Source organism: Actinomadura sp. 9N407 (assembly GCF_044326315.1).
Lineage (GTDB): Bacteria > Actinomycetota > Actinomycetes > Streptosporangiales > Streptosporangiaceae > Spirillospora.
The window spans coordinates 1-25,821 of record NZ_JBIRAW010000006.1; the positions used below are offsets into that span (position 1 = coordinate 1).

The 25,821-nt window shown below is 70.0% G+C and carries 24 protein-coding genes and 1 riboswitch; of the genes, 10 read left to right on the top strand and 14 right to left on the bottom strand.

Features of this window, described 5'->3' with window-relative positions:
- Positions 1-117: 117 nt before the first annotated feature.
- The 3 genes from ACH34Q_RS11210 to ACH34Q_RS11220 all read left to right on the top strand — a co-directional run bounded on the left by ACH34Q_RS11210 (position 118) and on the right by ACH34Q_RS11220 (position 3,254).
- On the top strand, positions 118-1,632 hold the full coding sequence (locus tag ACH34Q_RS11210; RefSeq protein WP_395982762.1) for a DUF222 domain-containing protein: 1,515 nt from the start codon (positions 118-120) through the stop codon (positions 1,630-1,632).
- 482 nt (positions 1,633-2,114) lie between these two features.
- Entirely contained in the window at positions 2,115-2,549 is a 435-nt protein-coding gene (locus tag ACH34Q_RS11215; protein ID WP_395982763.1) for a VOC family protein, read from the top strand.
- Positions 2,550-2,612: 63 nt separating this feature from the next.
- Positions 2,613-3,254, top strand: coding sequence for a hypothetical protein (locus ACH34Q_RS11220; protein ID WP_395982764.1), 642 nt, complete (start codon positions 2,613-2,615; stop codon positions 3,252-3,254).
- 8 nt (positions 3,255-3,262) lie between these two features.
- Here ACH34Q_RS11220 and ACH34Q_RS11225 read toward each other — a convergent pair whose 3' ends face one another.
- Complete coding sequence (locus ACH34Q_RS11225) at positions 3,263-3,649, bottom strand: PaaI family thioesterase (RefSeq protein ID WP_395982765.1); 387 nt, start codon at positions 3,647-3,649, stop codon at positions 3,263-3,265.
- A 56-nt stretch (positions 3,650-3,705) separates the two neighbouring features.
- Positions 3,706-4,335, bottom strand: a complete 630-nt coding sequence (locus ACH34Q_RS11230) for a TetR/AcrR family transcriptional regulator (RefSeq protein ID WP_395982766.1) — start codon at positions 4,333-4,335, stop codon at positions 3,706-3,708.
- Positions 4,336-4,696: 361 nt separating this feature from the next.
- Between ACH34Q_RS11230 and ACH34Q_RS11235 the strand changes: the two genes are divergently transcribed.
- Both ACH34Q_RS11235 and ACH34Q_RS11240 read left to right on the top strand, forming a co-directional pair.
- The gene (locus ACH34Q_RS11235; RefSeq protein ID WP_395982767.1) at positions 4,697-6,100 is read left to right on the top strand and encodes an amino acid permease; all 1,404 of its coding nucleotides are present in this window, start codon (positions 4,697-4,699) and stop codon (positions 6,098-6,100) included.
- A 39-nt stretch (positions 6,101-6,139) separates the two neighbouring features.
- Positions 6,140-8,002 carry a protein kinase gene (locus tag ACH34Q_RS11240; RefSeq protein ID WP_395982768.1) on the top strand — a complete coding sequence of 621 codons (1,863 nt, stop codon included), beginning with the start codon at positions 6,140-6,142 and terminating at the stop codon, positions 8,000-8,002.
- A 75-nt stretch (positions 8,003-8,077) separates the two neighbouring features.
- On the opposite strand, the gene cobN is transcribed toward ACH34Q_RS11240, so the two are convergent.
- On the bottom strand, positions 8,078-11,785 hold the full coding sequence (cobN, locus tag ACH34Q_RS11245) for a cobaltochelatase subunit CobN (protein WP_395982769.1): 3,708 nt from the start codon (positions 11,783-11,785) through the stop codon (positions 8,078-8,080).
- A 41-nt stretch (positions 11,786-11,826) separates the two neighbouring features.
- A riboswitch (cobalamin riboswitch) is annotated at positions 11,827-11,980 on the bottom strand.
- Positions 11,981-12,032: 52 nt separating this feature from the next.
- Between cobN and ACH34Q_RS11250 the strand changes: the two genes are divergently transcribed.
- Positions 12,033-12,512 carry a general stress protein gene (locus tag ACH34Q_RS11250; RefSeq protein WP_395982770.1) on the top strand — a complete coding sequence of 160 codons (480 nt, stop codon included), beginning with the start codon at positions 12,033-12,035 and terminating at the stop codon, positions 12,510-12,512.
- On the opposite strand, the gene ACH34Q_RS11255 is transcribed toward ACH34Q_RS11250, so the two are convergent.
- The 3 genes from ACH34Q_RS11255 to ACH34Q_RS11265 all read right to left on the bottom strand — a co-directional run bounded on the left by ACH34Q_RS11255 (position 12,493) and on the right by ACH34Q_RS11265 (position 15,030).
- Positions 12,493-13,221, bottom strand: coding sequence for an HNH endonuclease (locus ACH34Q_RS11255; RefSeq protein ID WP_395982771.1), 729 nt, complete (start codon positions 13,219-13,221; stop codon positions 12,493-12,495). The genes ACH34Q_RS11250 and ACH34Q_RS11255 overlap by 20 nt on opposite strands.
- Positions 13,218-14,552: an AAA family ATPase gene (locus ACH34Q_RS11260; protein WP_395982772.1), complete on the bottom strand. Its 1,335-nt coding sequence runs from the start codon at positions 14,550-14,552 to the stop codon at positions 13,218-13,220. Before ACH34Q_RS11260 ends, ACH34Q_RS11255 begins: the two co-directional genes overlap by 4 nt.
- A 79-nt stretch (positions 14,553-14,631) precedes the next feature.
- On the bottom strand, positions 14,632-15,030 hold the full coding sequence (locus ACH34Q_RS11265; RefSeq protein ID WP_395982773.1) for an ATP-binding protein: 399 nt from the start codon (positions 15,028-15,030) through the stop codon (positions 14,632-14,634).
- Positions 15,031-15,267: 237 nt separating this feature from the next.
- Here ACH34Q_RS11265 and ACH34Q_RS11270 point away from each other — a divergent pair, with 237 nt between their 5' ends.
- The 4 genes from ACH34Q_RS11270 to ACH34Q_RS11285 all read left to right on the top strand — a co-directional run bounded on the left by ACH34Q_RS11270 (position 15,268) and on the right by ACH34Q_RS11285 (position 17,870).
- On the top strand, positions 15,268-16,131 hold the full coding sequence (locus tag ACH34Q_RS11270; RefSeq protein WP_395982774.1) for a helix-turn-helix domain-containing protein: 864 nt from the start codon (positions 15,268-15,270) through the stop codon (positions 16,129-16,131).
- Entirely contained in the window at positions 16,128-16,340 is a 213-nt protein-coding gene (locus ACH34Q_RS11275) for a DUF397 domain-containing protein (protein WP_395982775.1), read from the top strand. The genes ACH34Q_RS11270 and ACH34Q_RS11275 overlap by 4 nt, the downstream gene beginning before the upstream one ends.
- Before the next feature lie 37 nt (positions 16,341-16,377).
- Complete coding sequence (locus ACH34Q_RS11280; RefSeq protein WP_395982776.1) at positions 16,378-17,199, top strand: arginase family protein; 822 nt, start codon at positions 16,378-16,380, stop codon at positions 17,197-17,199.
- Positions 17,200-17,285: 86 nt separating this feature from the next.
- Positions 17,286-17,870 (top strand): dihydrofolate reductase family protein, encoded by a 585-nt coding sequence (locus ACH34Q_RS11285; RefSeq protein WP_395982777.1) that lies wholly within the window; start codon positions 17,286-17,288, stop codon positions 17,868-17,870.
- A 128-nt stretch (positions 17,871-17,998) separates the two neighbouring features.
- Here the strand turns inward: ACH34Q_RS11285 and trxA are convergent, their stop codons facing one another.
- From trxA to ACH34Q_RS11325, 8 genes are all read right to left on the bottom strand, one after another.
- Complete coding sequence (trxA, locus tag ACH34Q_RS11290; RefSeq protein WP_395982778.1) at positions 17,999-18,313, bottom strand: thioredoxin; 315 nt, start codon at positions 18,311-18,313, stop codon at positions 17,999-18,001.
- Positions 18,195-18,689, bottom strand: coding sequence for a MerR family transcriptional regulator (locus ACH34Q_RS11295; protein WP_395982779.1), 495 nt, complete (start codon positions 18,687-18,689; stop codon positions 18,195-18,197). Before ACH34Q_RS11295 ends, trxA begins: the two co-directional genes overlap by 119 nt.
- Before the next feature lie 27 nt (positions 18,690-18,716).
- Positions 18,717-19,910, bottom strand: a complete 1,194-nt coding sequence (locus tag ACH34Q_RS11300; RefSeq protein ID WP_395982780.1) for a Cmx/CmrA family chloramphenicol efflux MFS transporter — start codon at positions 19,908-19,910, stop codon at positions 18,717-18,719.
- Positions 19,911-20,320: 410 nt separating this feature from the next.
- Positions 20,321-20,944 carry a LysE family translocator gene (locus ACH34Q_RS11305; RefSeq protein ID WP_395982781.1) on the bottom strand — a complete coding sequence of 208 codons (624 nt, stop codon included), beginning with the start codon at positions 20,942-20,944 and terminating at the stop codon, positions 20,321-20,323.
- A gap of 149 nt (positions 20,945-21,093) precedes the next feature.
- Entirely contained in the window at positions 21,094-22,290 is a 1,197-nt protein-coding gene (locus tag ACH34Q_RS11310; RefSeq protein WP_395982782.1) for an amidase, read from the bottom strand.
- On the bottom strand, positions 22,254-23,828 hold the full coding sequence (locus ACH34Q_RS11315) for an ABC transporter ATP-binding protein (protein ID WP_395982783.1): 1,575 nt from the start codon (positions 23,826-23,828) through the stop codon (positions 22,254-22,256). The genes ACH34Q_RS11310 and ACH34Q_RS11315 overlap by 37 nt, the downstream gene beginning before the upstream one ends.
- Positions 23,825-24,829, bottom strand: coding sequence for an ABC transporter permease (locus ACH34Q_RS11320; RefSeq protein WP_395982784.1), 1,005 nt, complete (start codon positions 24,827-24,829; stop codon positions 23,825-23,827). Before ACH34Q_RS11320 ends, ACH34Q_RS11315 begins: the two co-directional genes overlap by 4 nt.
- On the bottom strand, positions 24,819-25,820 hold the full coding sequence (locus ACH34Q_RS11325; RefSeq protein ID WP_395982785.1) for an ABC transporter permease: 1,002 nt from the start codon (positions 25,818-25,820) through the stop codon (positions 24,819-24,821). Before ACH34Q_RS11325 ends, ACH34Q_RS11320 begins: the two co-directional genes overlap by 11 nt.
- Position 25,821 lies beyond the last annotated feature (1 nt).

The following is a 25,821-nucleotide window of genomic DNA, read 5'->3' on the forward strand; positions in this document are numbered from 1 at the left end:
CCCCCCCCCCCCCCCCCCCCCCACGACCAGCCAAGGCATATCCATTGCGCAACGGCATGCTGCACAAGCGTTCACTACTGCCACTAAGAGGGGCATACCGACTGACAGTCGCGCGGCGTGCCGCCGACCGGTGCGAAACCGATCGCCTCCTTTGAACGAGCCCGGACGTTCGGTCACGCATTGCGATCATGCAGAGACTCTAGGCAGTATTCGCTCATGCGTTCGAGCGTGATCGATGTGAGGTCGCTGACCACCGGGGAACTGGTGGACGCGGCCGCATCGATCGCTTCCGAACTCGCCCGCCGCGTCAGCCCTGGCACGGCGGCGGATCCAGCCGCTGATCAAGCCCCCGCCTTTTCGGCGGCGGCATGCATGGACTGGGCCGAGACGCTGATCCGCGCAGCCGACGTACAGGAGAGCACGCTGGCCGGCCTGATCGGCATGGTGGATCGTGCCGGTGAGATGCGTCGCTGGGGCTATCCCTCCACCCAAGCCTGGCTCCGCTCCCGCTTGGGCATGCGTGACGCCCGCGCCAAGGATCGCGTTCTACTGTCCCGTCACTTGCTGCGGCTGCCGGAAGTGACCCGGCGGCTGGCCCACGGGTCCCTGTCGTCGGGGTACGCGCTCGCGGTCGTCCAGTCGGTGGCCCGGCTGGGCGATGACGACTGCGCCAAGGCCGAGGCGCTGCTACTGGAGATGGCCGACGACGGCTTCTCGGCCGCCAAGGTCGCCGTGTTCGGCACCCGGATCCGCGACCTCATCGCCGAACGCGATGGCAACGAACCACCCCCCGACGACGCCACACGCGGCTACGAACGGTCCTGGATCACCAGCACCCGCTCACTGGACGGCGGCCGCTACCTCAAAGGCTGGCTCAACCCCGAGGACGCCGCCATCTTCGACGGCACCCTCGCCGCACTGGCCAAACCCGCAGGCCCCGATGACCTACGCGACCTGCCTGAGCGGACAGCGGCAGCGCTGACCAGCGTGCTGTCCGGCGGGCACCGCGCCACCAAGATCACCCTCACTGTCGGTCTGGACACCCTCACCGGCGGCCGAGCCCCGGGCCGCCTCCCCGACGGCAGCCCGATCCCGGCCGCACAAGCCCGCCGCATCGCCCTGGCCGCCGGAGTATCCCCACTCCTCCTTGGGCCGGGCAGCATCCCGCTGTATCTGGGCCGCCGGGTCCGCTTCGCCACTCTCGCCCAACGCCGCGTCCTCGAAGCCCTCTACCCCACCTGCGCCGTACGCGGCTGCGAGGTCCCCGGCACACTCTGCGAGGTCGACCACGTCGACGGCTGGGCCTTGAACGACGGCACCACCGACATCGACCGGCTCACACTCTGCTGCGGCTGGCACAACCGCTTCAAACACAGCGCCCCTCAGCAGATCCGCATCAGAAAAGATGAGCAAGGACGATTCGTCTACCGCCTCCTGCCCCCACCCGATCGCTGGACAGAGAGATCGGCGTCACGCTCACGCTCACGGACTCGAGAAGACGACGGTGACACCCCTGCCGCGGCCACCCCGCCCCAGCCTGCACATCAGCCAAAACCCGGCCGCACAAGGCAAGGCAATCCACACCCTTCGACAAGGACGTGCATGCCGGCCCGCCAACCTGCAGGACCGTAGATCCGTGATCGGCGGGAAATACCGGGCCAAGTCCTATTCGGCGCTCGTCATCCGCGCGTGCTCAACAACGACGGCCGCGCCCCAACACGCGAGCCTCGATCCAGGTGCCGTCGGAAACCCCGTGCCCCCGAGAGCCCGAGCTGTTGGGGACCCGTGCTGTTGGACCCGTGCTGCCGAGAACCCGTGCCATCGAGAACCCTGCTGCCGAAATCCCGTGCTGTGGAGAACCCGTGCTGCCGTTCGGAGAGCCGGCCGATTCGAGAACGAGCGAGCCAGTGAAGAACCCCCGCGCGGATTCGAACGTTCGCCAACCAGCCTGCCCGGCCGAGATCAGGTCGTCGCATCATGCCGGTCGCGCCCGCCAGTCGCGCCCGCCAGTCAGGCGACGGATGCGGGGACGGTCATCTCGTTCGTAGGTTCGTGGACACAACAGTTCGTGGACACATGAGTTCGTGGACACGACGAGCGGTGAGGAGAGCCCGATGAGCACACGACAGGTTCCCGAGCACTACCGGTACAGCGCGATCCCGCACCTGATGGTGGACGGCGCCGCGGCGGCGATCGAGTTCTACGAGCGGGCGTTCGGCGCGCAGGAACTCTTCCGCCTCGACGGTCCTGACGGGAGCATCGTGCACGCCGAGATCAGCATCGAAGGGTCGACCCTCATGCTGGGCGACGCGGGCGGGCTCTTCTCAGCTCCCACCCAGCTGGGTGGGACGACGGTCGGCGTGCATGTTTTCGTCGAGGACGTCGACACGTTCAATGAGCGGGCGCTGAAGGCGGGAGCGACGTCGCTCCAGGCACCGGCGGACATGTCCTACGGTGCCCGGCAGATCATGCTGCGCGATCCGTTCGGCCACGCCTGGGTGTTCCTGACGCATCTGAGGGACGTCGCTCCGGAGGAAATCGTCCTGTGAAAAGCGCGCCGAGCGGCGGGAGTAATTTCGCGATCGCACCGGGTCGCCGTGAAAGAATGGCCGATGGCCTACGACGCGTCGCGGATCAGGGTCCTCGAGGGATTCGAAGCGGTACGCCGCCACCCGAAGATGTTCTTCGGCAAGGCACGCGAAGACCCCGAACTACTGACCGTGGCTTTTTCGTACGCCGTGCAGGATTCTCTGGTCGAGGAACCCTCCGAGGCTTCTCTCCAGGTGCGGGTCGTCGTCAATGGACCTCGGGCGTTCTCCGTTGAGGACAACGGTCCTGGGCTTTCTGTCGATCCAGCGGATCCTGGCGGGCCACCTGCGGTGACGGAGATGATGACGAGGCTGATGTGCGGCCAGAACCCCATGCGTAGGTGGGGTATGGCAATGGTCACGGCCTTGTGCACAGATGTGGTGGCGGATGTGTGGCACTATCGCCAGCGCGCCGATCGGACCGCCGTACAGAGGCCGCTCGAGGTGGTCGGGGACTCGGACCGGCACGGAACGCGGGTGGCCTACCGGTTGGACGACGATTGCCTGAATCCGGCGGCGAAGCTTCCGTCCGATCTCACGCCGCTGCTGCTGCAGAGCCTGTTCGCGCTTCCCTTCCACTACGAATTCGTTCCGCGCCCGGGTCCCGTTTCTTCGATCGAGTTGGTCGATCGAAGAAACGGGACTCGCGTGCTGATCAAGGCATGACGGCCTGATCAGCCGGCGGTCGCTTCCGTCGGCATGAAGAGCGCGGTGACCGTGGCTATGACGCGGTTCGTGGTGAACGTCGCGGTGCCGGCGCGCAGCCGTCGTCCGGCGCGGGTGGGCGAGATGGTGACGTCGACCCAGTCTCCGGTACGGGCGGTGCCGACCAGATCGCAGGAGAGGTTGACGGTGATCAGGGGGACGGGCGGATCTGTCCAAGTGGCCAGGGCGCGGCCGATGGCCACGTCGCCGATGGCGGCGAACACACCTCCGTGCAGGAGGCCGCGCGCGTTGGTCTTGGGTTCGTCGACGGTGAAGCCGACGTGCAAGGGGTCGGTGGGGTGCTGGGAGAAGCCACCGATGGCGGCGAGCAGGGGGCTGGGACGGTCCCACGGCACGAAGTGCTGAGGTGTAGCGCTGTGCCGAGGAGTATCGCTGTGTTGAGGTGTAGCGCTCATCTCGTCTTCCGGGTGTGGGCAGTGGTTTCTGAAGCCGTGGCGACGAGGCCGTGCAGCGTCGCGGTGAGGGTGAGGTGGAAGCGGCGGTCGATCGACTCTGGGGCGCTGCCCAGCAGGCCGGACGCTTCGAGGGCGACCAGTCCTTGGACGACCGCGAACAGGCCGATCGCGACGTCCTTTGCCGTTCCCTTGGCGCGTGCGGGGCCCAGTAGTGCGGCGACGCGACCGACAACGATGGCGTAGATCGCCTCGGCGGCGCGGGCGTCGTGCTCGTCGGGGTGGAACTCGGCGAACGGCCGGGAGAACATGACCTCGTACAGCGGCGGGTGCCGGTGGGCGAACGAGCGCACCGCGAGCGCCAGTTCGATCACGTCCGCTTCCGGATCCTCGGTGGTCGCCAGCGCCTGCAGTTCCTCGGTCAGGCGGGCGAAGCCCGTAGTGAAGATCGCACGGATCAGGCCGGGCTTGCCTCCGAACAACTCGTTCACCGCCGCGAGCGACGTGCCGGCCCCGGCGGCGACCGCGCGGGTCGTCACCGCCGGATGCCCGCCGTCGGCCAGCAGCCGCGTCGCGGTCGCGAGCAACTCGTCGCGCAATCCTTCGGTACGTACCTTCCGGCGGCCCATCCGGCTATCGTACGCGATTTCGGATCAGCGATCCGGAAAGTGAGGGCGGTGGGTAACGGCCGGTGGTGTGAGTCGGCGGGGTGAGTCGGCGGGGTGAGTCGGTGTGGGGGCTCCGGCTTGGCGCCAGGGCGCATGCCCCGCGACTTGGCGTGAGTGTCGCTGTCGTGGGCACGTTCCGGTCGGTCTTCCGGACGCCCCGGGGGTGGGCACGGAAGATCACTGACCGTCACCCTAGAGTGGATGGGCGAATCCGGCATTACCTGCCGTCCGTAAAGAGGCGAGCCCAAAAGCGGAAGCCCAAAAGAGCGAACAGCCCGGGAAGCGAAGGCCCTGCCGAGGGCCTGGATCGAGAAAGACGCGCATGTCGGAAAGTACGGCGGCTCCTCAACAGGAGGGGTTGCGGACGGGGCTGCGGCGCCGCCATATGACCATGCTGGCGATCGGCGGCGCAGTGGGGGCCGGCCTGTTCGTCGGCAGCGGCGCGGTGATCAACGCCGCCGGGCCTGCGGCGATCATCTCGTACGCGGCGGCGGGGCTGCTGGTGCTGTGCGTGCTGCGCGCGCTGGGCGAGATGGTGGTGGCGCGGCCGGTGGCGGGGTCGCTGGCCGAGTACGCCCGGATGGCGCTCGGGCCCGCGGCGGGCTTCACGATCGGGTGGCTCTACTGGTACCTGTACGTGATCCTGGTCGGCGCCGAGGCGGTGGCGGGCGCGGCGATCCTGGCCGAGTGGACGGACCTGCCGCAGTGGACGCTGGCCGCCGGGCTGCTGGTCGTGATGACGGCGGTGAACCTGGTCTCGGTACGGTCGTTCGGGGAGTTCGAGTTCTGGTTCGCGTCCATCAAGGTGGCCGCGATCGTGGTCTTCCTGGTGCTGGGGCTGCTGTACGTCCTGGGGCTGTGGCCGGACGCGCCGGGCGGGCTCGGCAACCTGACCGAGCACGGCGGGCTGGTCCCGAACGGGGTGGCCTCGATCTTCTCGGCGATCGTGGCCGTCATGTTCGCGTTCGGCGGTACCGAGATCGTCACCATCGCGGCGGCCGAGAGCAGGGAGCCGGGCCGCGAGGTGGCGCGGGCGACGAACAACGTGCTCTGGCGGGTCGGGTTGTTCTACGTGCTGTCGATCTTCCTGGTGGTGGCGATCCTGCCGTGGAACGACACCGAGATCCTGAGCAGCCCGTTCGTGGGCGCGCTGGACAAGCTGGGCGTTCCGGCCGCTGGGACGATCATGCAGGCGGTCATCCTCACCGCCGTGCTGTCGGTGCTCAACTCGGCGATCTACGTCTCGTCGCGAATGCTGTACGTGCTCACCCGGGACGGCGACGCTCCCAAGGGCCTGGTCAAGCTCAACCGCCGGGGTGTTCCGGTACGGGCGATCCTGCTCGGCACCGTGGCGGCGTGGGCGGCGGTCTTGGCCTCGTACGTGTCGCCGGACGCGGTGTTCAAGTTCCTGATGAACTCGATCGGGGTCATCCTGGCCTTCGTGTATCTCTCGATCGCGTTCTCGGAATTGCGGCTGCGCTCGCGCTTGCAGCGGGAGGATCCCGCGAGCCTGACGTACCGGATGTGGGGGTACCCCTACATCACGTGGCTCGTCGTCATCGCGCTCCTGGTGGTGCTGGTGTCGATGGCGTTCATGCCCGCACAGCGCTCCCAGCTGATCGCCTCGGCGGCCAGCCTGGCGATCGTGGCCGCCGCCTACCCGTTGCGGCGGCGGTTCGGCCGGATTCCGCCGGTGACCGCGCCCCAGGTGATAAAGCGCCGGTAACGTTGCCCGGGCATCCCGCCACCGACTCCCGGAGGAACGATGCCCGCAGGCCCGCTGCGACCGCGCGACCCTGAGGTCCTGGGCTCGTACCGCCTCATCGGCCGGCTCGGCCAGGGCGGCATGGGCACGGTGTATCTCGGGCGGCAGGAAGGCGAACGGCACGAGGGTGGACGGCACGAGGGTGGACGGCAGGTCGCGGTCAAGGTCATCAACGCCGATCTCGCCGACGACCCCGCCTTCCACGAACGGTTCCGCCGCGAGGTGACGGCCGCCCGGCAGGTCCGCCGCTTCTGTACGGCGGCCGTACTGGACGCCCGGCTGGACGGTGAGCCGCTGTACGTGGTGACCGAGTACGTCGACGGGCCGTCCCTCGACGAGGCCGTCAGGGACCGCGGCCCGATGCACGGCGGTGATCTGGAGGGGCTGGCGGTCAACATCGCCACCGCGCTGCGGGCCATCCACGGCGCCGGGATCGTCCACCGGGACCTGAAGCCGTCCAACGTGCTGCTGTCGCCGACCGGTCCGCGGGTGATCGACTTCGGCATCGCGCGGGCCCTGGACGCGGTCGACGGGCCCACCCGTACCGGGCAGTTCGTCGGCACGCCCGCCTACATGGCGCCCGAACTGATGGTCGGCGGCGAGCTGACCCCGGCCGCCGACATCTTCGCCTGGGGCTGCGTCGTCGCGTTCGCCGGTACGGGGCGCGCGCCGTTCAGCGGAGCCACCGTTCCCGAGATCATCAACCGGGTCACGAGCACGCCGCCCGTCCTCGACGGCCTGGATCCGGCGCTGCACGGCCTCGTCGCCCGCGCGCTGGACAAGAATCCCGCGAACCGGCCCGGCGCCGGTGAACTGCTGCGCGAGCTGACCGGCGAGGAACAGCCGGTTCCCGAGCAGCCGGCGCCCGCTCCGCCGGTGTCCGGTCCCCCGGCGCCCGCGCCCTCTGGGCCCGTGCCCGCGGCGCGGACTCGGTTGGATCCGCTCCCGACCGTTCCGGCCGCACCCGGTCCATCCGCGCCCGTTCCATCCGCGCCGGTTCAGCCGCCTCCGACCGTCGCCGGGCCGCCACCGTACGTGGCACCACCGACCGTGGCGGCGGGGCCGTCCGATGGTGGGAGGCGCTGGCAGCGGTGGGCGATCCCGGCCGGTGCGGCCGTCGCCGTCGCCCTCCTGGCCGCCGCTCTCGTTCCGCTTATGAGCGGAGACGAGAAGCCGAACGCCGGCGAACGGACCTCGGCATCGCCCTCACCCGACCCCGTCGGCACCCCGCACGCGATCAGTACCACGTACGACTTCACCGGGGCGCCGCCCAAGCCGACCCGGGTGATCTTCCGTGACGATTTCGCCGATCCCGGCTCGGGCTGGACGGCCCGGAGCGCGGACGGCCGGCAGTACTACGCGGGCGGCTCCTACCTCGTCACGGGCAAGTACGCCGACGATCCCTCCCGGGAAGTGCCGGGCGACCGTTCCAACTCCCTGAATCCGCAACTGCTCGATGTCCGGGCACAGATCCGCGGCACCGAGCCGGACGCGGCCGCGGGGCTCTACTGCTACCAGAACGGGCAGAGCGCGGTCCTGTTCACGGTGAGCCGGGACGGGAGCGCCACCATCGGCACCGTCAAGGGCGAACGGATCACGCCGCTGCGTTCCGCGAAGGTCTCCGGCTTCGACCCGGCCGCGTTCCACCGGATCCAGGCCACGTGCGCGTGGACCGAGGACAAGGACGGGGATGCGCGCGTCCAGCTCGGTCTCTGGGTGGACGGCAGGACGGTCGCGCGGGCCGCGCAGGCCACGCAGGGCTTCGTGCTCGGAGCGTCCGGGCTCGCCGCCGGGCGCACGAACACGACCGGCGACAAGGAGACCGAAGTGGTGTTCGACGACTTCTCGATCGCCATGTTCTGAACGCCATGTTCTGAACAGTCGGTTCTGGGCTTGCTCATCGGGGGCTTGCTCCGCTGGGGCTTACTCGGCTGGGGCTTACTCGTCTTCGAGGCGGCCTTCCAGTTGCAGGTAGGTCTGGCGGAGCTGCCGCAGGGTGTCCGGGTCCGGCTCGTTCCAGAGCTTCCGGTCGGCGGCCTCCAGAAGGCGTTCGGTGATGCCGCGCAGTGCCCACGGGTTGGACTGCTCCATGAACGCGCGGGTCTCAGCGTCGAAGACGTACTCCTTGGCGAGGGTCTCGTACATCCAGTCGTCCACGACACCGGCGGTCGCGTCGTACCCGAACAGGTAGTCGACGGTCGCGGCCAGCTCGAACGCGCCCTTGTAGCCGTGCCGGCGCATCGCGGCGATCCAGCGCGGGTTCACGACGCGCGCGCGGAAGACGCGGTGGGTCTCCTCGGCCAGCGTGCGCGTTCTCACTTGGTCGGTCAGCGCAGAGTCGCCCACATACGCCGCGGGGCTCTTGCCGGTAAGTGAGCGGACCATCGCGACCATGCCGCCGTGGTACTGGAAGTAGTCGTCGGAGTCGACGATGTCGTGCTCGCGGGTGTCCTGGTTCTTGGCGGCGACCGCGATCCGGCGGAACGACGTCTCCATGTCGGTACGGGCCTCGCGCCCGTCCAGGCCGCGCCCGTACGCGTAGCCGCCCCAGACGGCGTAGACCTCGGCCAGGTCGGAGTCGTCCCGCCAGTTGCGGGAGTCGATCAGCGGGAGCAGGCCCGCGCCGTACGCGCCGGGCTTGGAGCCGAAGATCCGGGACGTGGCGCGCCGCCAGTCGCCGTGCCGCGCGTGGTCCTCCTTCGCGTGCCGCCGCAGGTAGTTGGTCTCGGCCGGCTCGTCCAGCTCCGCGACCGCCGCGATGGCGTCGTCGATCAGGGTGATGACGTGCGGGAACGCGTCCCGGAAGAAGCCCGAGATGCGGAGCGTGACATCGATGCGCGGCCGTCCCAGCTCGTCCGGCGGGACGATCTCGAATCCGGTGACCCGGCGGGACGCGTCGTCCCACACCGGGCGGCAGCCGATCAGTGCCAGCACCTCGGCGATGTCGTCGCCCTGCGTCCGCATGGCGGCCGTTCCCCAGACGGTGAGGCCGACGCTGGACGGGTACGCGCCGGTGTCCTGCAGATGCCGTGCGATCAGCGAGTCGGCGAGGGCGGCGCCGACGTCCCACGAGTTGCGGGACGGGATCGCCTTCGGGTCGACGGAGTAGAAGTTGCGGCCGGTCGGCAGGACGTTGACCAGGCCCCGCGTCGGTGAACCGGACGGCCCGGCGGGTACGTGGCCCCCGTCCAGGGCGTGCAGGACGGCGCCGATCTCGTTCTCGGTCGCGTCCAGCCGCGGGACGACCTCCGACGCCGCGAACTCCAGCAGCCGTACGACGTCCGTGACTTCGCGGCCGAGCACCTCGGCGCAGACCTTCGCCGGTCCGGTCCACCCGTCCCGTTCCATGGCCTCGATGAGCCGCCGGGCGACCGCCTCCAGGAGGTCGATCACGTCGGACGCCGTACGGGACGGGCCCTCGGGCAGTTCAGCCCGTTCGGCCAGTTCGGTGAGTGTGAGGGCCGCGTCTTCGACCCGCTGCCCCGGGTCGGCGAGAAGCGCCTTCTCGTCCAGGCCGTACTCGGCGGCGATGGCGGCGCGCAGTCCCGGCATCGCGCCGGCCACCCCGCCCCAGACCTGCGCCGACCGCAGTACGGCCAGGACCAGGTTGACGCGGCCTTCGGCGACCGGCCGCTGGCCGAGAATGTGCAGGCCGTCGCGGATCTGCACGTCCTTGATCTCGCACAGGTACCCGTCGACGTGCAGGATGAAGTCGTCGAACTCGGTCTCGCCGGGCATCTCGTCCTGGTGCAGGTCGTGGTGCAGCTGGGCGGCCTGCACCAGTGTCCAGATCTGCGCCCGTACGGCCGGCAGCTTGCCCGGGTCGAGATCGGCGACGGTCGCGTACTCGTCCAGGAGCTGTTCGAGTTTGGCCAGGTCACCGTAGGTCTCGGCGCGGGCCATCGGCGGCACCAGATGGTCCACCACCGTGGCGTGGGCGCGCCGCTTGGCCTGGGTGCCCTCGCCCGGATCGTTCACGATGAACGGGTAGACGAGGGGGAGATCGCCGAGCACCGCGTCCGGGGCGCACCGCGGCGACAGCCCGAGTCCCTTGCCGGGCAGCCACTCCAGCGTTCCGTGCTTGCCCAGGTGAACGACCGCGTCCGCGCCGAACTCCCGGTCCAGCCACCGGTACGCGGCCAGGTAGTGATGCGAGGGCGGCAGGTCGGGATCGTGGTAGATCGCCACCGGGTTCTCCCCGAAGCCCCGGGGCGGCTGGATCATCAGGATCACGTTCCCGAACCGCAGCGAGGCGAGGACGATGTCGTCACCGTCCACATAGAGCTCCCCTGGCGGCTCGCCCCAGTGCTCCCGTACGCCTTCGCGGAGCGTTTCGGGAAGGACCTCGAACCACTCCTTGTAGTGGTCGAGACTGACCCTTGCCGGCGCTTCCCGCAGTTGGTCCTCGGTCAGCCATTCCACATCGTGCCCGCCGGCCGCGATGAGCGCGTGGATGAGCGGGTCCCCGTTCTCCGGGTCGCTCCACAATTCAGCGCCGGCACCAGCGCCGACTCCAGCGGCATCGCTATCGGCATCGGCATCGGCATCGGCATCGGCATCATCCAGCGTGTATCCGGCCTCGGCCATCTGCCGCATCAGCCGTACAGCTGACACGGGGGTGTCCAGGCCGACCGCGTTCCCGACGCGCGAATGCTTGGTCGGGTAGGAGGAAAGGACGAGGGCGATCCGCTTGTCCTCGTTGTCCAGGTGCCTGAGCCGCGCATGCCGTACGGCGATTCCCGCGACCCGCGCGGCCCGTTCCGGGTCGGCCACATAGACGGGAATGCCGTCCGGGCCCTCCTCCTTGAACGAGAACGGCACCGAGATCAGTCGGCCGTCGAACTCGGGGATCGCGACCTGCATGGCCGCGTCCATGGGCGTCAGCGCCCCGTCCGACGCCTCCCACGCCGCCCGGCTCGACGTCAGGCACATCCCCTGGACGACCGGTACGTCCAGGTCGGCCAGCGCGCCCGCGTCCCAGGAGTCCTCGCCCGCCTCGCCCCCGGCGAGCACGGTCGCGACCAGCGCGTCCGCCCGTCCCAGGATCTCCAGCAGCCCGTCCTCGACCCCGCGCAGGGATCCGCAGAAGACCGGCAGGGCATCGGCCCCGGCCGCCTCGATGCGCTCGCAGAGCACGTCCACGAACGACGTATTACCCGACAGCTCATGAGCCCGATAGAAGATGACGCCGACCGTCGGCCGATCGCCCCGTACCGGGAAATCCCCATGCACCCCGTACGAAGGCATCGGGACAGGAGGCGCGAAGCCCTCCCCCGTCAGCAGAACCGTGTCGCTCAGGAACCGGGCCAGCTCGCGCAGGTTGTCGACGCCGCCCTCGCGCAGATAATCCAGTGCCTCCGCCGCCACCCCACCGGGGACGGTCGACAGCGCCATCAATTCGGCGTCCGGGTCGCCCTCTCCCCCGAGAAGGACGAGCGGCAGGCCCGATTCCCTGAGCCGTTCGACACCATCGGGCCACGTCTTGCGGCCGCCGAGAAGCCGTACGAGGACCACGTCCACGCCCTCGGTCAAGGCGTCGAGTTCGTCGAGTCCGGTCCGTACGGGATTGGCGGTCACGTATCCGGCCCCGGCCGCGCGCGCGGCGAGAAGCTCGGTATCGGCCGTGGACAGCAGCAGGGCACGCATCGGCGACGCCTCCCCCGGGGTCTCCGCGCCCCGGCTCGGATGATGAGGTCAGCGACGGCGCCGAGTTCCTGACTCCCGGTTCCTTCCCGATGGTCGGGGAGGTGTTCCGGTCACAGTTGCGGGACAGCTCCGGACTCGCACCGGATTCCTCGTCCGCCATCGCCCCGTCATCGTAGCCGCAGCGGATCCGGGCACGGAGGGTGCGGGGCGAATGTGCAGGCCGCCCGTCCATGGGTAGAGGGACCGCATGTCCACGCATGCCGTTCCACCCACGACCGACCGCCAGATCGTGGGCTCCTACACCACCTACGAGGGCGCCCAGCGCGCCGTCGACTTCCTTTCCGACGACAAGTTCCCGGTCGAGCACACGGCCATCATCGGCTCCGACCTGAAGATGGTCGAGACCGTCCTCGGCCGCGTCACCAAGGCGAAGGCCGCCCTCGCGGGCGCGGGAAGCGGCGCCTGGTTCGGCCTCCTGGTCGGCCTGCTGCTGACCTTCTTCACCGTGAACCACAGTGCCGTGTTCCCGCTGCTGCTGGGCGGCATCATCTTCGGCGCGGTGTTCGGCGCCGTCTTCGGCTTCATCGCCCACGCGGCGACCGGCGGCCGCCGCGACTTCGCCTCCCGCAGCCAGATCGTCGCCGCCAGCTACGACGTCGTCGCCGACCCCGAGTTCGCCGAGGACGCCAAGAACCGCCTCATCAAACTCAACTGGCGCGAATCCTGAACCCATAGACCGGATCCTTCAGCCCGACAACGGTCGCCGGTTCCAGAACCGTGACCGCACCCGGGGAATCGGCCGTACGGACCATCGCGTAGAGCACGTCCACGAACGGGTGATTCAGCAGCGACACCAGCAACCGGGTCGCCTTGGCCTCGTTGCCGGCGTCGAGCGCGATCCCCCGGGCCAGCACCATGGCTTCGGTGCGCTCGACGGCGGCCATCCGCCCGAGAACGAGATCGCTCCTGTTCAGTCCGAAGACCTCGACAGTGCTCTCGCCCCGCTCGGTGCGCCAGCGATAGCGGCCCGTGGCAAGGACCAGTCGGATGTGGTCGTACGGATCGTCCCTGGATGGATCCACGAGCAGCGGCGTCCCGCAGGACGCCCTCGGGAAGCGGTCGCGTTTCTCGTTGCTGTTGCACATCGAGCAGGCGAGCAGGTGGTTCAGCCAGTCGAAAGCCCGGAGCGGCGCCTCTTTCAGCGGCTCGAAATGATCGATCGAGGTCCCCAGGCTGTCGCCGCAGTACATGCACCGTTCAATGCCGGACGCCATCCCGGCGAGTAACTCACGCAGCCGTCCGCGATCAGCCCGGGCACCGTTCCAGGCCCTCCTCGCCCCATCACCGTCCGCGCCCTTTCGTACCAGCTCATCGCCTCGCCGCTGGAGGCTCGCCGCCAACTCGTCATCGAGCGGCGGCCGCGCCAGCGGGATCACGGTTCGAGCCCGAGCCTCGACGACACCTCGTGTACCCGTGCGCCGAGCGAACTCTGCAGCTTCTTGCTCAAATCCCGGTACTCGGCGACCTCTTCTTCGGACGCCGCTCCGTCGAGCACCCGCCCCTCCAGCTCACCGAGCCGATCACGCAGCCGCTCCGCCTCGTCCGAGTAGGGGGTCTCGAGCCCGAACAGCTCGGAGAGGACGGCATCGTCCCCGCTCCCGTACACGATCCGGGCGTACAGATCTTCGTCAACTGCCCTCGGCGGGGCTTGCTCGTCCGGTCCCGGAAGGCGGATCAGCCCACCGGGGTCGGCGCTCTGGCAGATGTACGGGCTGTGCGTGGTCACGATGAACTGCATCTCGGGGAAATGCGCCTTGAGCCAACCGCCGATCTTCTTCTGCCAGCTCACATGCAGATGCGCATCCACTTCATCGATGAGGATCACGCCCGGATAGGGCAGCGTGGGGATCCCGTCCCGTTCCTCAACGCGCAGATCCCCATAGGAGAGATGCATCCGTCGCACGATGTCGACGACGAGCGCGCCGACCGTCCGATAGCCGTCACTCATCCGTCGCATCGGGAACTCTCTTCCGTCCGCCCGGCTCACCCATAGCCCATCGGAGTCGACTCGGCAGATCCGGAACCCGTCCGGCAACAGCCCGTCTCCGAGCAGGCGGAGCACCGCCTCCAGCAACTCAGCCGCCCCGGCCTTGCCTTCAAGCCGCAGCAGGTGCTGCCCGATCAGCCAGCTCACTCCCTCGACGAGGGTGGCGTCCTCATCGAACAATGTCTGGAATCCGGCGCCGCGTGTGGCAGCCGAGTCCTGCACCCCCACCCCGGGCGTCGAATGCCGCCGGAAAGGCCCGTACCCGAGATAGAGCCAGCCCTCAGGCCGAGGAGACCAGGCCCCGTCGGACTCGGGCTTGGGCTGGTCAGACCGACTGGATTGGGTACGCCATCGAACGAACCCGCCACTGCGGCTCCACATGACCGCCGCTATGACTCCGCCTTCTGTGCTGAAAGGATCGTGCTCTGGTGAGCGAGCCAGGTGCACCCTGACGCCGGGTTCTGGGAAGGGCAGCGGTTCGAGCGTGTCCTCTCCGTCCGATTTCCAGACTCCACCCATGGCCAGCGTCCCACCATTCTCGGGACCGCCGAGCGCGAGCATCATCGCCTGGAGCAAGGAACTCTTGCCCGAGCCGTTCCGCCCGGCCAACACCGTCCAGCCCGCATACGAGCCGTCCGGACGCTGCGGGAATTCAAGGTCGACCCTGCGTGGGCCGTCGAAGCCGCGTACGCCGGCGATCTCCAGCCTGGTGACGTGCATCCACACCTCCCGAGCGCTCGTGATGCCCTGCAACTCTAGGGCCGAGGGCAGCACGCCACCCTGTCCTGACCAGGTGGGTTCAGGAGCAGGGGAGCGCGAAGCCGACGGCCTTGCCCAGGCCGGGACGGCTACACGTGGGGGTGGCGTAGACCGCGCAGTGGCCTGCCGTCAGGCCCCGTACGAGCGAAAGTCCCCGGCCACCCAGGCTGAGCGAGGCGATGACGGCATCGAGATCCTCGCCCATCTCCGGCGCTTGCTCCTGTCGCAGCAACTCGGGCACGCGTCCCAGGCAGGGGTCGGCGTCGGCCAGCTCGCACCAGACCGGCCGACGGTCCACCCCGGCATAGAGAACGCGTAGCTCGTACGGGGGCGGGGCATGCCGTACCCCGTTGGCGGCCAGCTCGGCGATGACCAGCTCCGCATCGGCGACCGCCTCGGCGACGACACCCGCCTGGACGAGCAGGTCACGAACGATCACCCGAGCACGGTGCTCCACCCGCCCGTGCGGAAGCCGCCAGACCGACACCCCCCACGGAACCGCCCCCGCCCGCGCCTGCTGCCTTGTGACCGAACCCCACATCGACGCCACCTCCTCGTGACAATGTGTCCCTGAATATGGACACACAGTGACTGCTTCTTTGCAAGAGTGACTCAAGATCACCATTTGGGCAAGCTTGTAGAAGTAGAATTTTGTAAACCACTGGGAGGCGATCACATGGCGACCTCGACACCGACGATCCGGAGCAGATGGCTCGGCAACGCAATGCTCAGAGCGCGCAAGGGCGCAGGGCTGACACTCGACCAGGCCGCAGCGCGAATCGGCTGGCAGGGCTCCAAGATCAGCCGTGTGGAGAACGGGCTCGTCCGCGTCCATTGGGGTGACATCCAGGACCTTCTGGACGCCTACGAGGTCGCCGACGAGGCACTGCGCGCGTCACTGATCACCCTTGCCAAGAGCCTCAAGGAGCAAGGCTGGTGGCGAGGGCACGGCGCGACGCTGAGCCATCCGTACGCGGACTTCCTGAGTTTGGAAGGCACCGCGCGGGACCTGAGCGTCTACCAGCCTCAGGTGATACCCGGCCTGCTGCAGACGAGGGGGTACGCCATGGCCATGGTGGGCTCCAGCAAGGTCTGGGAGAGCCCTGAGGAAGTCGAGCAGTTCGTTCAGATACGCACTTCGCGGCGGGTCATTCTCACCCGCCCGTCGCCTGTCCAACTGTGGGCCGTCGTCGGCGAAGCCGCACTCCGCCAACGGCTGGGCGGGCACGAAGTGATGAAGGAACAGTTGGAGCACCTCATCCAGATGGCCGCCCTGCCCAGCGTCACACTGCAGGTCCTGCCCTTCACCGCAGAGGCCGCCACTGGCATGTTCGGCCCTTTCACCCTCTTGTCCTTCGCGGACCCAGTGCTGTCGGAGGTCGTCTTCCTGGAGAACCTCGTCGGCGGGCTTTACCTTGAACAGCAGGACGAAATCGGCCAGTATCGGCTGGCGTACAACCATCTGCGCGCTTCGGCTTCACCCCCGAGGAAGTCCGTGCAGCTGATCCGTGATGTCCTGGAAGAGTTGACGGAGGTGTGATTCCTCTGGAGCCACGTGAAACGCCGCGAGATCGGTACGTCAGTGGCCCCTGGCGCAAGTCCACCCACAGCGGCGACAAGAGCGAGTGCGTCGAGGTCGCAAGCTTCCGTTCTGTCCAGGTCGGCGTGCGCGATTCCAAGAACCCGGACGGTCCGATCCTGGTCTTCGATCGGGCGGTCTGGGCCGCTTTCATTCGCCGGGTCAGGTGACCACAGCGCGCCGTGGCCCGTCTGCCAGGATGCGGTCATGGGTGACGTGACGGTGGTGAAGGTGCCCCAGTGGCAGGGGTCCAGCGTGGCGCAGGCCAGGTTGCTGGCGCGCGGTGCCGATCTGCTCGCCGGCACCGTGCCGGGCGCGCGGGTGCTGTCCGTACGAGTGCCGGACGCGGCGGGCACCGAACGGAACGGCGTCCGATCCCTGGACGTGCTGACCGGTGTCGCGGCCGAGGCGCGTGCCGCCCTCACTCGGGCGGGCGGTACGGCCATCACGGTGGGTGGGGACTGCGGTGTCGAGTTGGAGCCGGTGTCCGCCGCGCTGGCCCGGCACGGCGACGCGCTCGCCGTGGTGTGGTTCGACGCGCACGGCGACCTGAACACCCCCGAGTCCTCGCCGTCACGGGCCTTCCACGGCATGGTGCTGCGCACGCTGCTCGGCCAGGGCCCGGCCGAACTGGTACCGGAGCGGCCGCTCCGGCCCGGCCAGGTCGTCCTCGCGGGTGCACGCGCGCTCGACGAGGCCGAGCAGGCGTATATCGCCCGGACCGGCCTCAGCCTCGTCCCCGTCGCCGACCTGCGCACCGGCCCCGGCCCCTTGGTCGAGGCCGTCGCCGCCACCGGCGCGACCAAGATCTACGTCCACATCGATCTGGACGTCCTGGACCCTGGCGCGTTCGGCTCGCTCAGCTGCCCCGAACCCGGGGGGCTCTCACCGCAGGCCCTCCGAGCGGCCGTCCAAGCTCTCACCGGCCGCTTCACCCTCGCCGGCCTGGGTATCACCGAGTACGCTCCGTCCCGCCTCGAAGACCAGACGATCCTCGCGGCCCTCATCCCGGATCTCCTTTCCTTCTGAGCGGGGGTGTCGAATGGGGGCGAGCCCGTTCGTAGTCAAGGTGAGGGGCCGGCAACGGGCCGGTCGCCACTTGTGAGGAGAGCATCATGACCGCCATCTACACCTTCGACGTCTTCTCCACCCTCGACGGCTACGGCTCCTACGACAGCAACGGCGACTGGGGCGGCTACTGGGGCAAGCAAGGCCCCGACTTCCTCGACCGCCGCCTCGCCCTGTACCGCGAGGAGCAGCGGATGGTCCTCGGGGCCAATACCTTCCGGCAGTTCGTGGCGGCGCTGGGCCCGAGCACCGAGGAGTCCAAGGTGAGCGACCCCGTGAACACCCGGATGAGGGACCTGCCGACGACGGTGGTGTCGACGACGCTGGAAGGATCCCTCGGCTGGCCGGACGCGGACGTCGTGAGCGGCGATGCCGTCGACGTCGTCGCCCGGCTCAAGGAGGAGTCGAAGGTGCCGTTGCGCTCGCACGGCAGCCTGTCGATGAACCGGGCGCTGATGGCCGCCGGCCTGGTCGACCGCGTCCAGCTGACGGTCTTCCCCGTGATCTCCGGACGGACCGGAGCGGACCCGATCTTCCAGGGCGCGGCCGACTTCGACCTCGAACTGATCGAGAGCCGGACGCTCGACGGCCACACCCAGGAGCTGATCTACCGCCCCACCCTGCATGCCTGAGTCCGTTCATGAACCTTTGTGCCGGTCGTCGGCCGCCTGACGGTGGGACGCGCCGGGAGAACGGGGCCTGATTCTCCCGGCTCGCCCCGGACCCGCCCACGCAAGATCTTCCGTTCTGGAGCGAGCACTCAGATGTGGTCCTCCAGCGCGGCCAGGAGCTGCCGCTTGGGCTTGGCGCCGACGATCTGCCGGACGACCTCGCCGTCCTTGTAGAGGTTGAGCGTGGGGAAGCCCATCACGCCGTACCGCGCCACGATCTCCGGGTGGTCGTCGCCGTTCAGCTTGGCGATCGTGATGCGGTCGCCGAGCTCGGCCTGGAGCTGGTCAAGGATCGGCGCGATCATCTTGCAGGGCGGGCACCACTCCGCCCAGAAGTCGACCAGTACCGGCCTGTCGCCGCGCAGCACCTGCTCGTCGAAGTTCTCCGTGGTCAGCGTGATCATTGCTGTTCTCCCGTGTCAGGACGCAGCCGGGACAGGCCCGCGCCAGCTGGTCGGCCACTTGGGCCCGTCGCCTGATCAGGGTGCGGATCTCGGTGTCGATCTCGGCGAGCTTGCGCTGGTAGACCGCGACGGGCTCGGGGCAGGCCGCGCCGACCTCGCGGCCCGACCGCAGGCACTCCACGAACGGCCGGGTGTCCTCCAGCGTGAAACCCGCCGCCAGCAGCGAGCGGATCTGCTCGACCAGCCGTAGATCGGACTCGTCGTACCGGCGGTAGCCGTTGGACGCGCGCTCCGCCGAGATCAGCCCCTGCTTCTCGTAGTAGCGCAGCGCGCGCGTGCTCACCCCGGCCCGGTCGGCCAGCTCCCCGATCCGCATCGGCCCTCCCTGATTCCGTACGCGACGCTATGCCTTGACACCGGCGTCAAGGTCAAGCCCGGAGCGGCGCGATTTCATCCCGGCGGCCGCGGCGAGGATCAGTGCGAGGGCGACCAGGAGTGCGCTGGCCCATAGTGGTGAACGGTGTCCCAAGCCCGCGGCGATGGCGGCGCCACCGGCCCAGGGCCCGATCGCGGCGCCCACGTTCAGGGCGGACGTCGCGAACCCTCCGGCCAGCGCCGGTGCCCCGGCCGCCGCGTACAGGGCCCGGGCGATCAGCGTGGAGCCGACGGCGAACGACAGGGTGCCCTGGACGAAGACGAGCGCGATCGCCACGATCGGGTTCCCGGCCATGAGCGCGAAGGCGGTCCAGCCGATGAGCAGCGCCGTACCGCCGATGACCAGCAGCGGAACGGGACGTACATCGGCGATCCGGCCGGCCGCGGACACGCCGAGGAACGAGCCCGCGCCGAAGAGGGCCAGCAGGGCCGGTACCCATGCCCCTGCGATTCCGGTCACTTCGGTGAACAACGGCGCGAAGTAGGTGAACGCGCAGAACGTCGCCCCGTTCACCAGTGCCCCTAGGAGCAGGGTGACCTGAAGCCTCGGTTCACGCAGGACCTTGAACTCCCCGCGCGCGCTTAGGGCGGACGTGGAGGTGGAGGCGGGCCTGGCGGTGTCGGCCGGTACGGAACGGAGGATCGCGAGGATGGCCGGGACCGTGATGAGGGCGACCGCCCAGAACGCGGATCGCCATCCCCAGAGCTGGCCTAGCAGCGCGCCACCCGGAACGCCCGCGACGCAGGCGATGGTGGTGCCGCCGAGGAGGATGGACGTGGCGCGCCCTTTGGCGTTCGGCGCGACCATCGCGGCAGCGGCGCCCAGGGCGACCGCCAGGAAGCCGGCGTTGGCCAGGGCGCTGACCACGCGGGTGGCCAGCAGGACCGCGTAGCTGGTGGTGACCGCTCCGAGGACGTGCGCCAGGAGGAAGACGGCCAGGAACGCCAGCAGCGCGTTCCGGCGGGACCAGCGGGCGCTCAGCAGCGCCATCAGCGGCGCGCCGACGACCATCCCGGCGGCGAACGCCGAGGTGAGCGAGCCCGCGGCCGTGATGGACACGTCCAGGTCGGCCGCGATGTCCGGCAGGAGGCCGGCGAGCATGAACTCCGACGTCCCCTGGGCGAAGACGGCGAGGGCGAGCAGGTACAGAACGAAGGGCACAGCGAGACTCCGCAACCGCAGCGAGGCGGCGCCGGGCGCGACGAAGGCGCGCGGCTACCGCAGGCGAACCCGGCGGGCGGCACGAAGGGGCGCCCGTTCCAGGTGGGACAGCCTGTGTCAGAGAGACACAGCCCTCATCACGGAGGTCGGGTGGCGATGATCGCAGCCGGCGATGAGCGCGACCTCAGAGGGCCGCGCGACGCCTCGTGGGCCGCGCGTCAGGTAGCCACCGGACGACCGGTGGCTAGAGTCTTGACGCCTCGGGGCTGGACATGGGTTGCAGCCTAAGGGACGGCCGGGACGGTGCGTCCACTTGTTTTCCGGTCGTACGGGGCCGTTCCGGTCGTACGCGGTCCCGGTCGTACGCGGCCCTGGTCGTACACGGTCCCGGTCGTACGCGGGCCGGGCGGTCAGTCCTTGCGGCCGGTGGTGGCGACGGTGACGCCCAGGCCGATCATCATCAGGCCGCCGGTGCCGCCGATCGCGGCGAGGCGGCGGGGCGAGCCGGTGAGCCAGGTCCGGGCGGTGGCCGCGGCCAGGCCCCAGACGCTGTCGCAGAGCAGCGCGATCAGGCAGAAGACCAGGCCGAAGATCAGCATCTGGGTGGGCGCGCCGCCGTTGCCCGGGACGACGAACTGCGGGAGCACTGCGGCGAGGAAGACGACGGTCTTGGGGTTGCTCACGCCGACGACGAAGCCCTGCCAGAGGGCTCTGTTACGGGGCGAGTGCTCCTCCTCGAAAGCGAGGCGGCGGTTCCGGAAAGCCTGGACGCCCAGGTAGACGATGTACGCGGCGCCGGCCAGCTTGAGGACGGTGAAGACCAGCACCGAACGTTCGACGATCGAGCCGATGCCGAGGGCGACCGCCACAACCAGGACCAGAGCGCCGATCTCGTTGCCCAGAACGCTGGCCATCGCCGTACGTCGGCCGTGGGCCAGGGCCCGGCCGACCACGAAGAGGATGGTCGGGCCGGGGATCAGGATGATGGCGAGGGCCATCGCGGAGAAGCCCAGCAGCTGTTCGGTCGACACCATGGGCGCGACCTTAGAAGGGAGCGCGTCCCACGCGCACCTCAATAAACCTCGCACCTCAATAAACCTCGCACCTCAGTAAGCGCATCTCAGTAAAACGCGCGCCTCAATACACACGGACCTCTGCAGTACACACGGACCTCTGCGCGGGATCAGGTCTGGCCGGGTGCGGGTTTTCCTGTACGGGAGGCCAGGCGGAGCAGGGAACGGTCGGTGCCGCGCGCTCCGATGGCGCAGAGGCCTACCGGGAGGCCGTCCACCCTCAGGTGGGGCATCACGACGGCGGGCAGGCCCGCGATCGAGGCCAGGCACGTTAGGCGGAGGGTCTGGAAGCGGTACGCGTCCATGGCGGCGGGGTCCAGATCCACGTGCGGGGCCGGTGCCGTTGCCGCGGGCAGCAGAAGGACCGTTCCGGGCTGGATCGCGCTGTGCAGGGTCTCGCGCGCCTCGTCCAGGATGCGCTTGCCCGTGTCGAGGTCCTGGGGCTTGAGGTCACGGCCTAGTGCGAAGCGGGCCATCACACCTGGGCCGAGGGATCCGGGGTGGGCCTCGATCCACGCGCCGTGCTGCTGCCATGCCTCGTCGCCCTGTACGGACCGGAACGCGGCGAACCACTCCTCCAGCCGACCGCCCATCAGCGACTCGATACGGCGCATGGGGGTGAGGGCTTCGCAGGCCGTTTCGAACGAGGCCCGCGTTGCCGGCTCCGCCAGTGCCAGAACGTCCTCGGCGATGACGAAGGACAGGGGAAGGTCCGCGTCGCCTGGGGGCAGCAGTACGTCGCCGGCTCGTTCCAGTAGTTCGGGGTCGCGCGCGAACCAGCCGATGGTGTCGAACGAGGCCGCCAGAGCGAGTAGTCCGTCCGAACGCACCGCGCCGTGGGTCGGGCGCAGGCCGTAGAGGCCGCAGTGGGACGCCGGTACGCGCACGGACCCGGCGGTGTCGGTTCCCAGGCCCAGGTCCACGAGGTTCAGCGAGACGGCCGAGGCGGGGCCGTTGCTCGATCCGCCGGTGATGCGGCCTGGAGCGGCCCCATTGGGCGGGGTCCCGTAGTGCCTGTTGGTGCCGTTCAGGCTGAACGCGAGCTCGTCGGTCTGGGCGAGCCCAGTGACCTGTGCCCCGGCGTCAAGGAGTGCTTGGACGGCCCAGGCGTTCCGTTCCTGTACGGGAGCCTCGGCCAGCCAGTCGGGGTTTCCCGCGCCGATCTGCTGTCCGGCTATGGCGAACAGGTCCTTGACCGCGACCCGTACACCGGCGAGAGGGCCGTCCACGGCACCGCTCGCCAGAGGCTCTCCGGTAAGGAGGTCTCCGGTCACCCGCCAGATGGGGCCGGGCACGCGCTCGTCCATGTGCCTCCTTCTCGTTCCGAACCCCCGCCATTGAGCACCGTACCGGCATCCAGGGTGACGACCCGATCCGCGATGCGCCGGGCGACCCGGGGGTCGTGGGTCACGAAGACGATCGCCAGGCCCTCGTCGCGGCGCAGCCGGGCGAGCAGGCGCAGGATCCGTTCCTGGGCGAGGACGTCCAGGCCGGTCGTGGGCTCGTCGGCGAGCAGGATCCGGGGGCGGGAGGCGAGCGCGCGGGCGAGCGCGACCCGCTGCCGTTCGCCGCCCGACAGCGTCGCCGGATGCCGCGCCGCCAAGGCCGGGTCGAGGCCGACGCGTTCCAATAGCTCCGCGACGCCGTCACGGCCTCCCAGGGCTTCGGCCACGACGCGTTCGACGGTGTAGCGGGGATCGAACGAGGCCTGGGCGTCCTGGAACACCAGCGCGGTCTCGCGCCGCAGGGCCCGCCGGTCGCGGTCGCGCAGCCGCCAGACGTCTCTGTCCCCGGCCAGGACCCGCCCGTCCTCGGGACGGTCGAGTGCCGCGAGCACGCCCACGAGCGTGGACTTGCCCGATCCGCTGCGGCCCACGACCGCGACCGACTCGCCCGTACGGACGTCGAGGTCGATGCCGTCCAGCGCGACCGTCGTACGGCCGCGCCCGTGCAGAACGCGGCGAACGCCGCGCAGCGACCGCACCACCTCGCCGCCGGGCGTGCCCGCCTCGAACGGGGTGTCCAGGCGCGCGGCGGCGACGAGTTCGCGGGTGAACGGGTGCTCCGGCTCGTTCAGAACGCGCTCGCTCGGTCCCTGCTCGACGATCCGGCCCTCCGACAGGACCGCGATCTCGTCCGCCCAGCGCCCCGCGACCTCCAGATCGTGGGTGATCAGCAGCACCGCGCGGCCCTGGGCGCGGATCGCGTCGAGCACCTCGGCCTGCGTGTCCGGATCGAGCGCGGTGGTCACCTCGTCGGCGATCAGCAGCTCCGGATCGAGGACGGTCGCGACGGCGAGCGCGGCCCGCTGGACCTGGCCGCCCGACAGCTCGTACGGGCGCGCCTCCCAGACCTGCCCGGCGTCCAGCCCGCAGCGTTCGAGCGCGGCGGCGCCGAGCTCCTGGGGGTCGCCCGCGTCGTGCGCCCGTACGGTCTCGGTGAGGTGGCGGCCGATCGTGATCGTCGGGTTGAGCGCGGCGAAGGCGTCCTGGAAGGCGTAGCCGACCCGGCGGCCCCGGACGCGGCGCAGGTCGCGGCGGTTCAGCCCCATGACCTCGAGGTCGCCGAGCAGGATCGTCCCCTCGACCCGTACGGACGGATCGTTCAGCCGGACGATCGAGCGCGCGGTCAGGCTCTTGCCGCTACCGCTCGACCCCGCCAGCGCGACGATCCTGCCCGCCGGGACGTTCAGCGACAGCCCGCCCACGACCCGGCGCCCGCCCGGGACGGTCACGGCCAGGTCGCGGATCTCCAGCGCGTTTGGCAAGCCCGCGTTCGGCAAGCCCGCGTTCGGCGTGCCCGTGCTCGTGTTCGGGGAGCCCGTGGTCGGCGAACCCGCGTTCATCGGGCTTCCTTGGAGATGGTCGAGGCCAGCACGTTCACCGCGAGGATCGTCACGACGACGCAGGCGGCCGGGAACGCGACCGTGTACCACTCGCCGGTCAGCAGGTGAGCCTGCGCCTCGGTGAGCAGGTTGCCCCAGCTCGGGCGGTTCGGCGGTACGCCGAGGCCGAGGAAGCTCAGCGTGGACTCGGTGAGGATCGCGTGGCCGACCTCGAACGCGGCGATCGAGGCGACCGGGGGCAGCGCACCGGGCAGCAGATGCCGGCCGAGCACTTGGCGGCGGGACAGGCCGAGGCCGTACGCGGCGCGCACGTACGGGCGTTCCCGGAGGCTGTTCAGCTCGGCCCGGGTGACCAGGGCGACCGGCATCCAGGCGGTGGCGGCGACGGCGAGGATCACCGTGCCGAGCGACGGGCCGGCGACGGCCGACAGCGCCAGCACGACCACCAGCATCGGCAGCGAGAGCAGCACGTCGGCGGTCCGCGAGATCGCCTCGTCCAGCCAGCGCGGCCCGGCCGCGGCCAGCCCGCCGAGCAGGACCCCGGCGACCACGGTGATCGCGGCGGCGGCGATGCCGACGAGCAGCGAGGTGCGCGCCCCGTACAGCAGCCGGGCCAGCAGGTCGCGGCCGATCTGGTCGGTACCGAGCGGGTGGCCGGGCGAGCCGGGCGGCAGGCTGGTGGCGGCCGTGTCGGTCGCGATGGGGTCGTACGGGGTGAGCAGCGGCGCGAAGGCGGCGGCCAGCGCGAACACCGCGAGGACGAGGGCCGCGGCCCAGATCCCGGGGCGCCGTACGGGGATCCGGACGGCCAGCAGCCCGCGCGTCGCGGGAGCCGACGCCGACGTCCCGTCCCCCGAGAACGGGGCGTCGGCGTCGAGTTCGGAGGTCCCAGCGGGCGATGCGGTGGCGGGCGGTGTAGTGGCGGGCGGTGTAGTGGCGGACGTTGCGGTGTCAGGCGATGGAGGGCCGGGTGAACCGGTGACGGATGATCTAGTGGACATGTGACGCCATCCCCGTCTTTCCGGTCAGGCGGACGCGCGGATCGAGCCAGGCGACGGCGAGGTCGCCGAGCAGGTTGGCCAGGACGACGATCACACCGGTGACCAGGACGACGGCGGTCAGCACCGGGTAGTCCTGCTCGCGCGCGGCCAGCACGGCCTGCCGCCCGACGCCCGGCCAGGAGAAGATCATCTCGGTGGCGTAGGCGCCCGCGATCAGGCCGCCGACGCCCACGCCCAGCCGCGCGGTGAACGGGACGAGCCCCGGCCGCAGCAGATGCCGGACGGTCACGATCCACCGCGAAAGGCCGCGCGCCTGGGCGTTCTCCACGTGGGGAGCCGAACGGAGCCGCCCGACGCCGGTCTCCACCAGCCGCGCGTACGTACCGAAGTGGTGCCCGAACGCCAGCGCCAGCGCGGGCAGCACCAGGTGCGGTACCAGGACGCCCAGCGTGACCGGCTCGCCGGGACGGGTCAGGCCACCGGACGGGAAGAGCTGGAGCCAGGCCGAGAAGATCCAGAGCAGCAGCAGCGCGGTCACGAAGCCGGGCATCCCGCCCAGCGCGAACAGGCCGGTCTGGATCCCGCGCCGCAGCCATGCCCGGCGGGTGAGGGCTGCGGCAAGCCCGGCGGCGATCGCGCCGGCCACGCTGAGCAGCACCGCGACGGCGGTCAGCAGCACGGTCCACGGCGCGGTCTCGGCGAGGATCGCGGTCACCGGACGGCCCGTACCGTACGAGGCGCCGAAGTCGCCGCGGACCGCGCCCGCCGCCCAGCGCCCGTACCGGACCGGCAGCGGGTCGTTCAGGCCCATCTCGCGCTCCAGCCGCTCGACGGCGGCGGGGCTCGGCGGGCGGCCGCCCGAGCGCGCCTCCAGGACCGACGCGGCCGGGCTGCCCGGCGCGACGTCGAGCAGGAGGAAGCACAGCGCCGAGAGGGCGACGACGACCGCAAGGGCCGTCGCCGCCCGCCTGAGCAGGAACCGTCCGATCACC

What these genes read in the sequence shown, in the direction of transcription:
- ACH34Q_RS11215 (WP_395982763.1), top strand. Translation starts at nt 2,115, where the DNA reads ATGAGCACACGACAGGTTCCCGAGCACTACCGGTACAGCGCGATCCCG.
- ACH34Q_RS11220 (WP_395982764.1), top strand. Translation starts at nt 2,613, where the DNA reads ATGGCCTACGACGCGTCGCGGATCAGGGTCCTCGAGGGATTCGAAGCG.
- ACH34Q_RS11230 (WP_395982766.1), bottom strand. Translation starts at nt 4,335, where the DNA reads ATGGGCCGCCGGAAGGTACGTACCGAAGGATTGCGCGACGAGTTGCTC.
- ACH34Q_RS11235 (WP_395982767.1), top strand. Translation starts at nt 4,697, where the DNA reads ATGTCGGAAAGTACGGCGGCTCCTCAACAGGAGGGGTTGCGGACGGGG.
- ACH34Q_RS11240 (WP_395982768.1), top strand. Translation starts at nt 6,140, where the DNA reads ATGCCCGCAGGCCCGCTGCGACCGCGCGACCCTGAGGTCCTGGGCTCG.
- cobN (WP_395982769.1), bottom strand. Translation starts at nt 11,785, where the DNA reads ATGCGTGCCCTGCTGCTGTCCACGGCCGATACCGAGCTTCTCGCCGCG.
- ACH34Q_RS11250 (WP_395982770.1), top strand. Translation starts at nt 12,033, where the DNA reads ATGTCCACGCATGCCGTTCCACCCACGACCGACCGCCAGATCGTGGGC.
- ACH34Q_RS11260 (WP_395982772.1), bottom strand. Translation starts at nt 14,552, where the DNA reads ATGCACGTCACCAGGCTGGAGATCGCCGGCGTACGCGGCTTCGACGGC.
- ACH34Q_RS11270 (WP_395982774.1), top strand. Translation starts at nt 15,268, where the DNA reads ATGGCGACCTCGACACCGACGATCCGGAGCAGATGGCTCGGCAACGCA.
- ACH34Q_RS11280 (WP_395982776.1), top strand. Translation starts at nt 16,378, where the DNA reads ATGGGTGACGTGACGGTGGTGAAGGTGCCCCAGTGGCAGGGGTCCAGC.
- ACH34Q_RS11285 (WP_395982777.1), top strand. Translation starts at nt 17,286, where the DNA reads ATGACCGCCATCTACACCTTCGACGTCTTCTCCACCCTCGACGGCTAC.
- trxA (WP_395982778.1), bottom strand. Translation starts at nt 18,313, where the DNA reads ATGATCACGCTGACCACGGAGAACTTCGACGAGCAGGTGCTGCGCGGC.
- ACH34Q_RS11295 (WP_395982779.1), bottom strand. Translation starts at nt 18,689, where the DNA reads ATGCGGATCGGGGAGCTGGCCGACCGGGCCGGGGTGAGCACGCGCGCG.
- ACH34Q_RS11305 (WP_395982781.1), bottom strand. Translation starts at nt 20,944, where the DNA reads ATGGTGTCGACCGAACAGCTGCTGGGCTTCTCCGCGATGGCCCTCGCC.
- ACH34Q_RS11310 (WP_395982782.1), bottom strand. Translation starts at nt 22,290, where the DNA reads ATGGACGAGCGCGTGCCCGGCCCCATCTGGCGGGTGACCGGAGACCTC.
- ACH34Q_RS11315 (WP_395982783.1), bottom strand. Translation starts at nt 23,828, where the DNA reads ATGAACGCGGGTTCGCCGACCACGGGCTCCCCGAACACGAGCACGGGC.
- ACH34Q_RS11320 (WP_395982784.1), bottom strand. Translation starts at nt 24,829, where the DNA reads ATGTCCACTAGATCATCCGTCACCGGTTCACCCGGCCCTCCATCGCCT.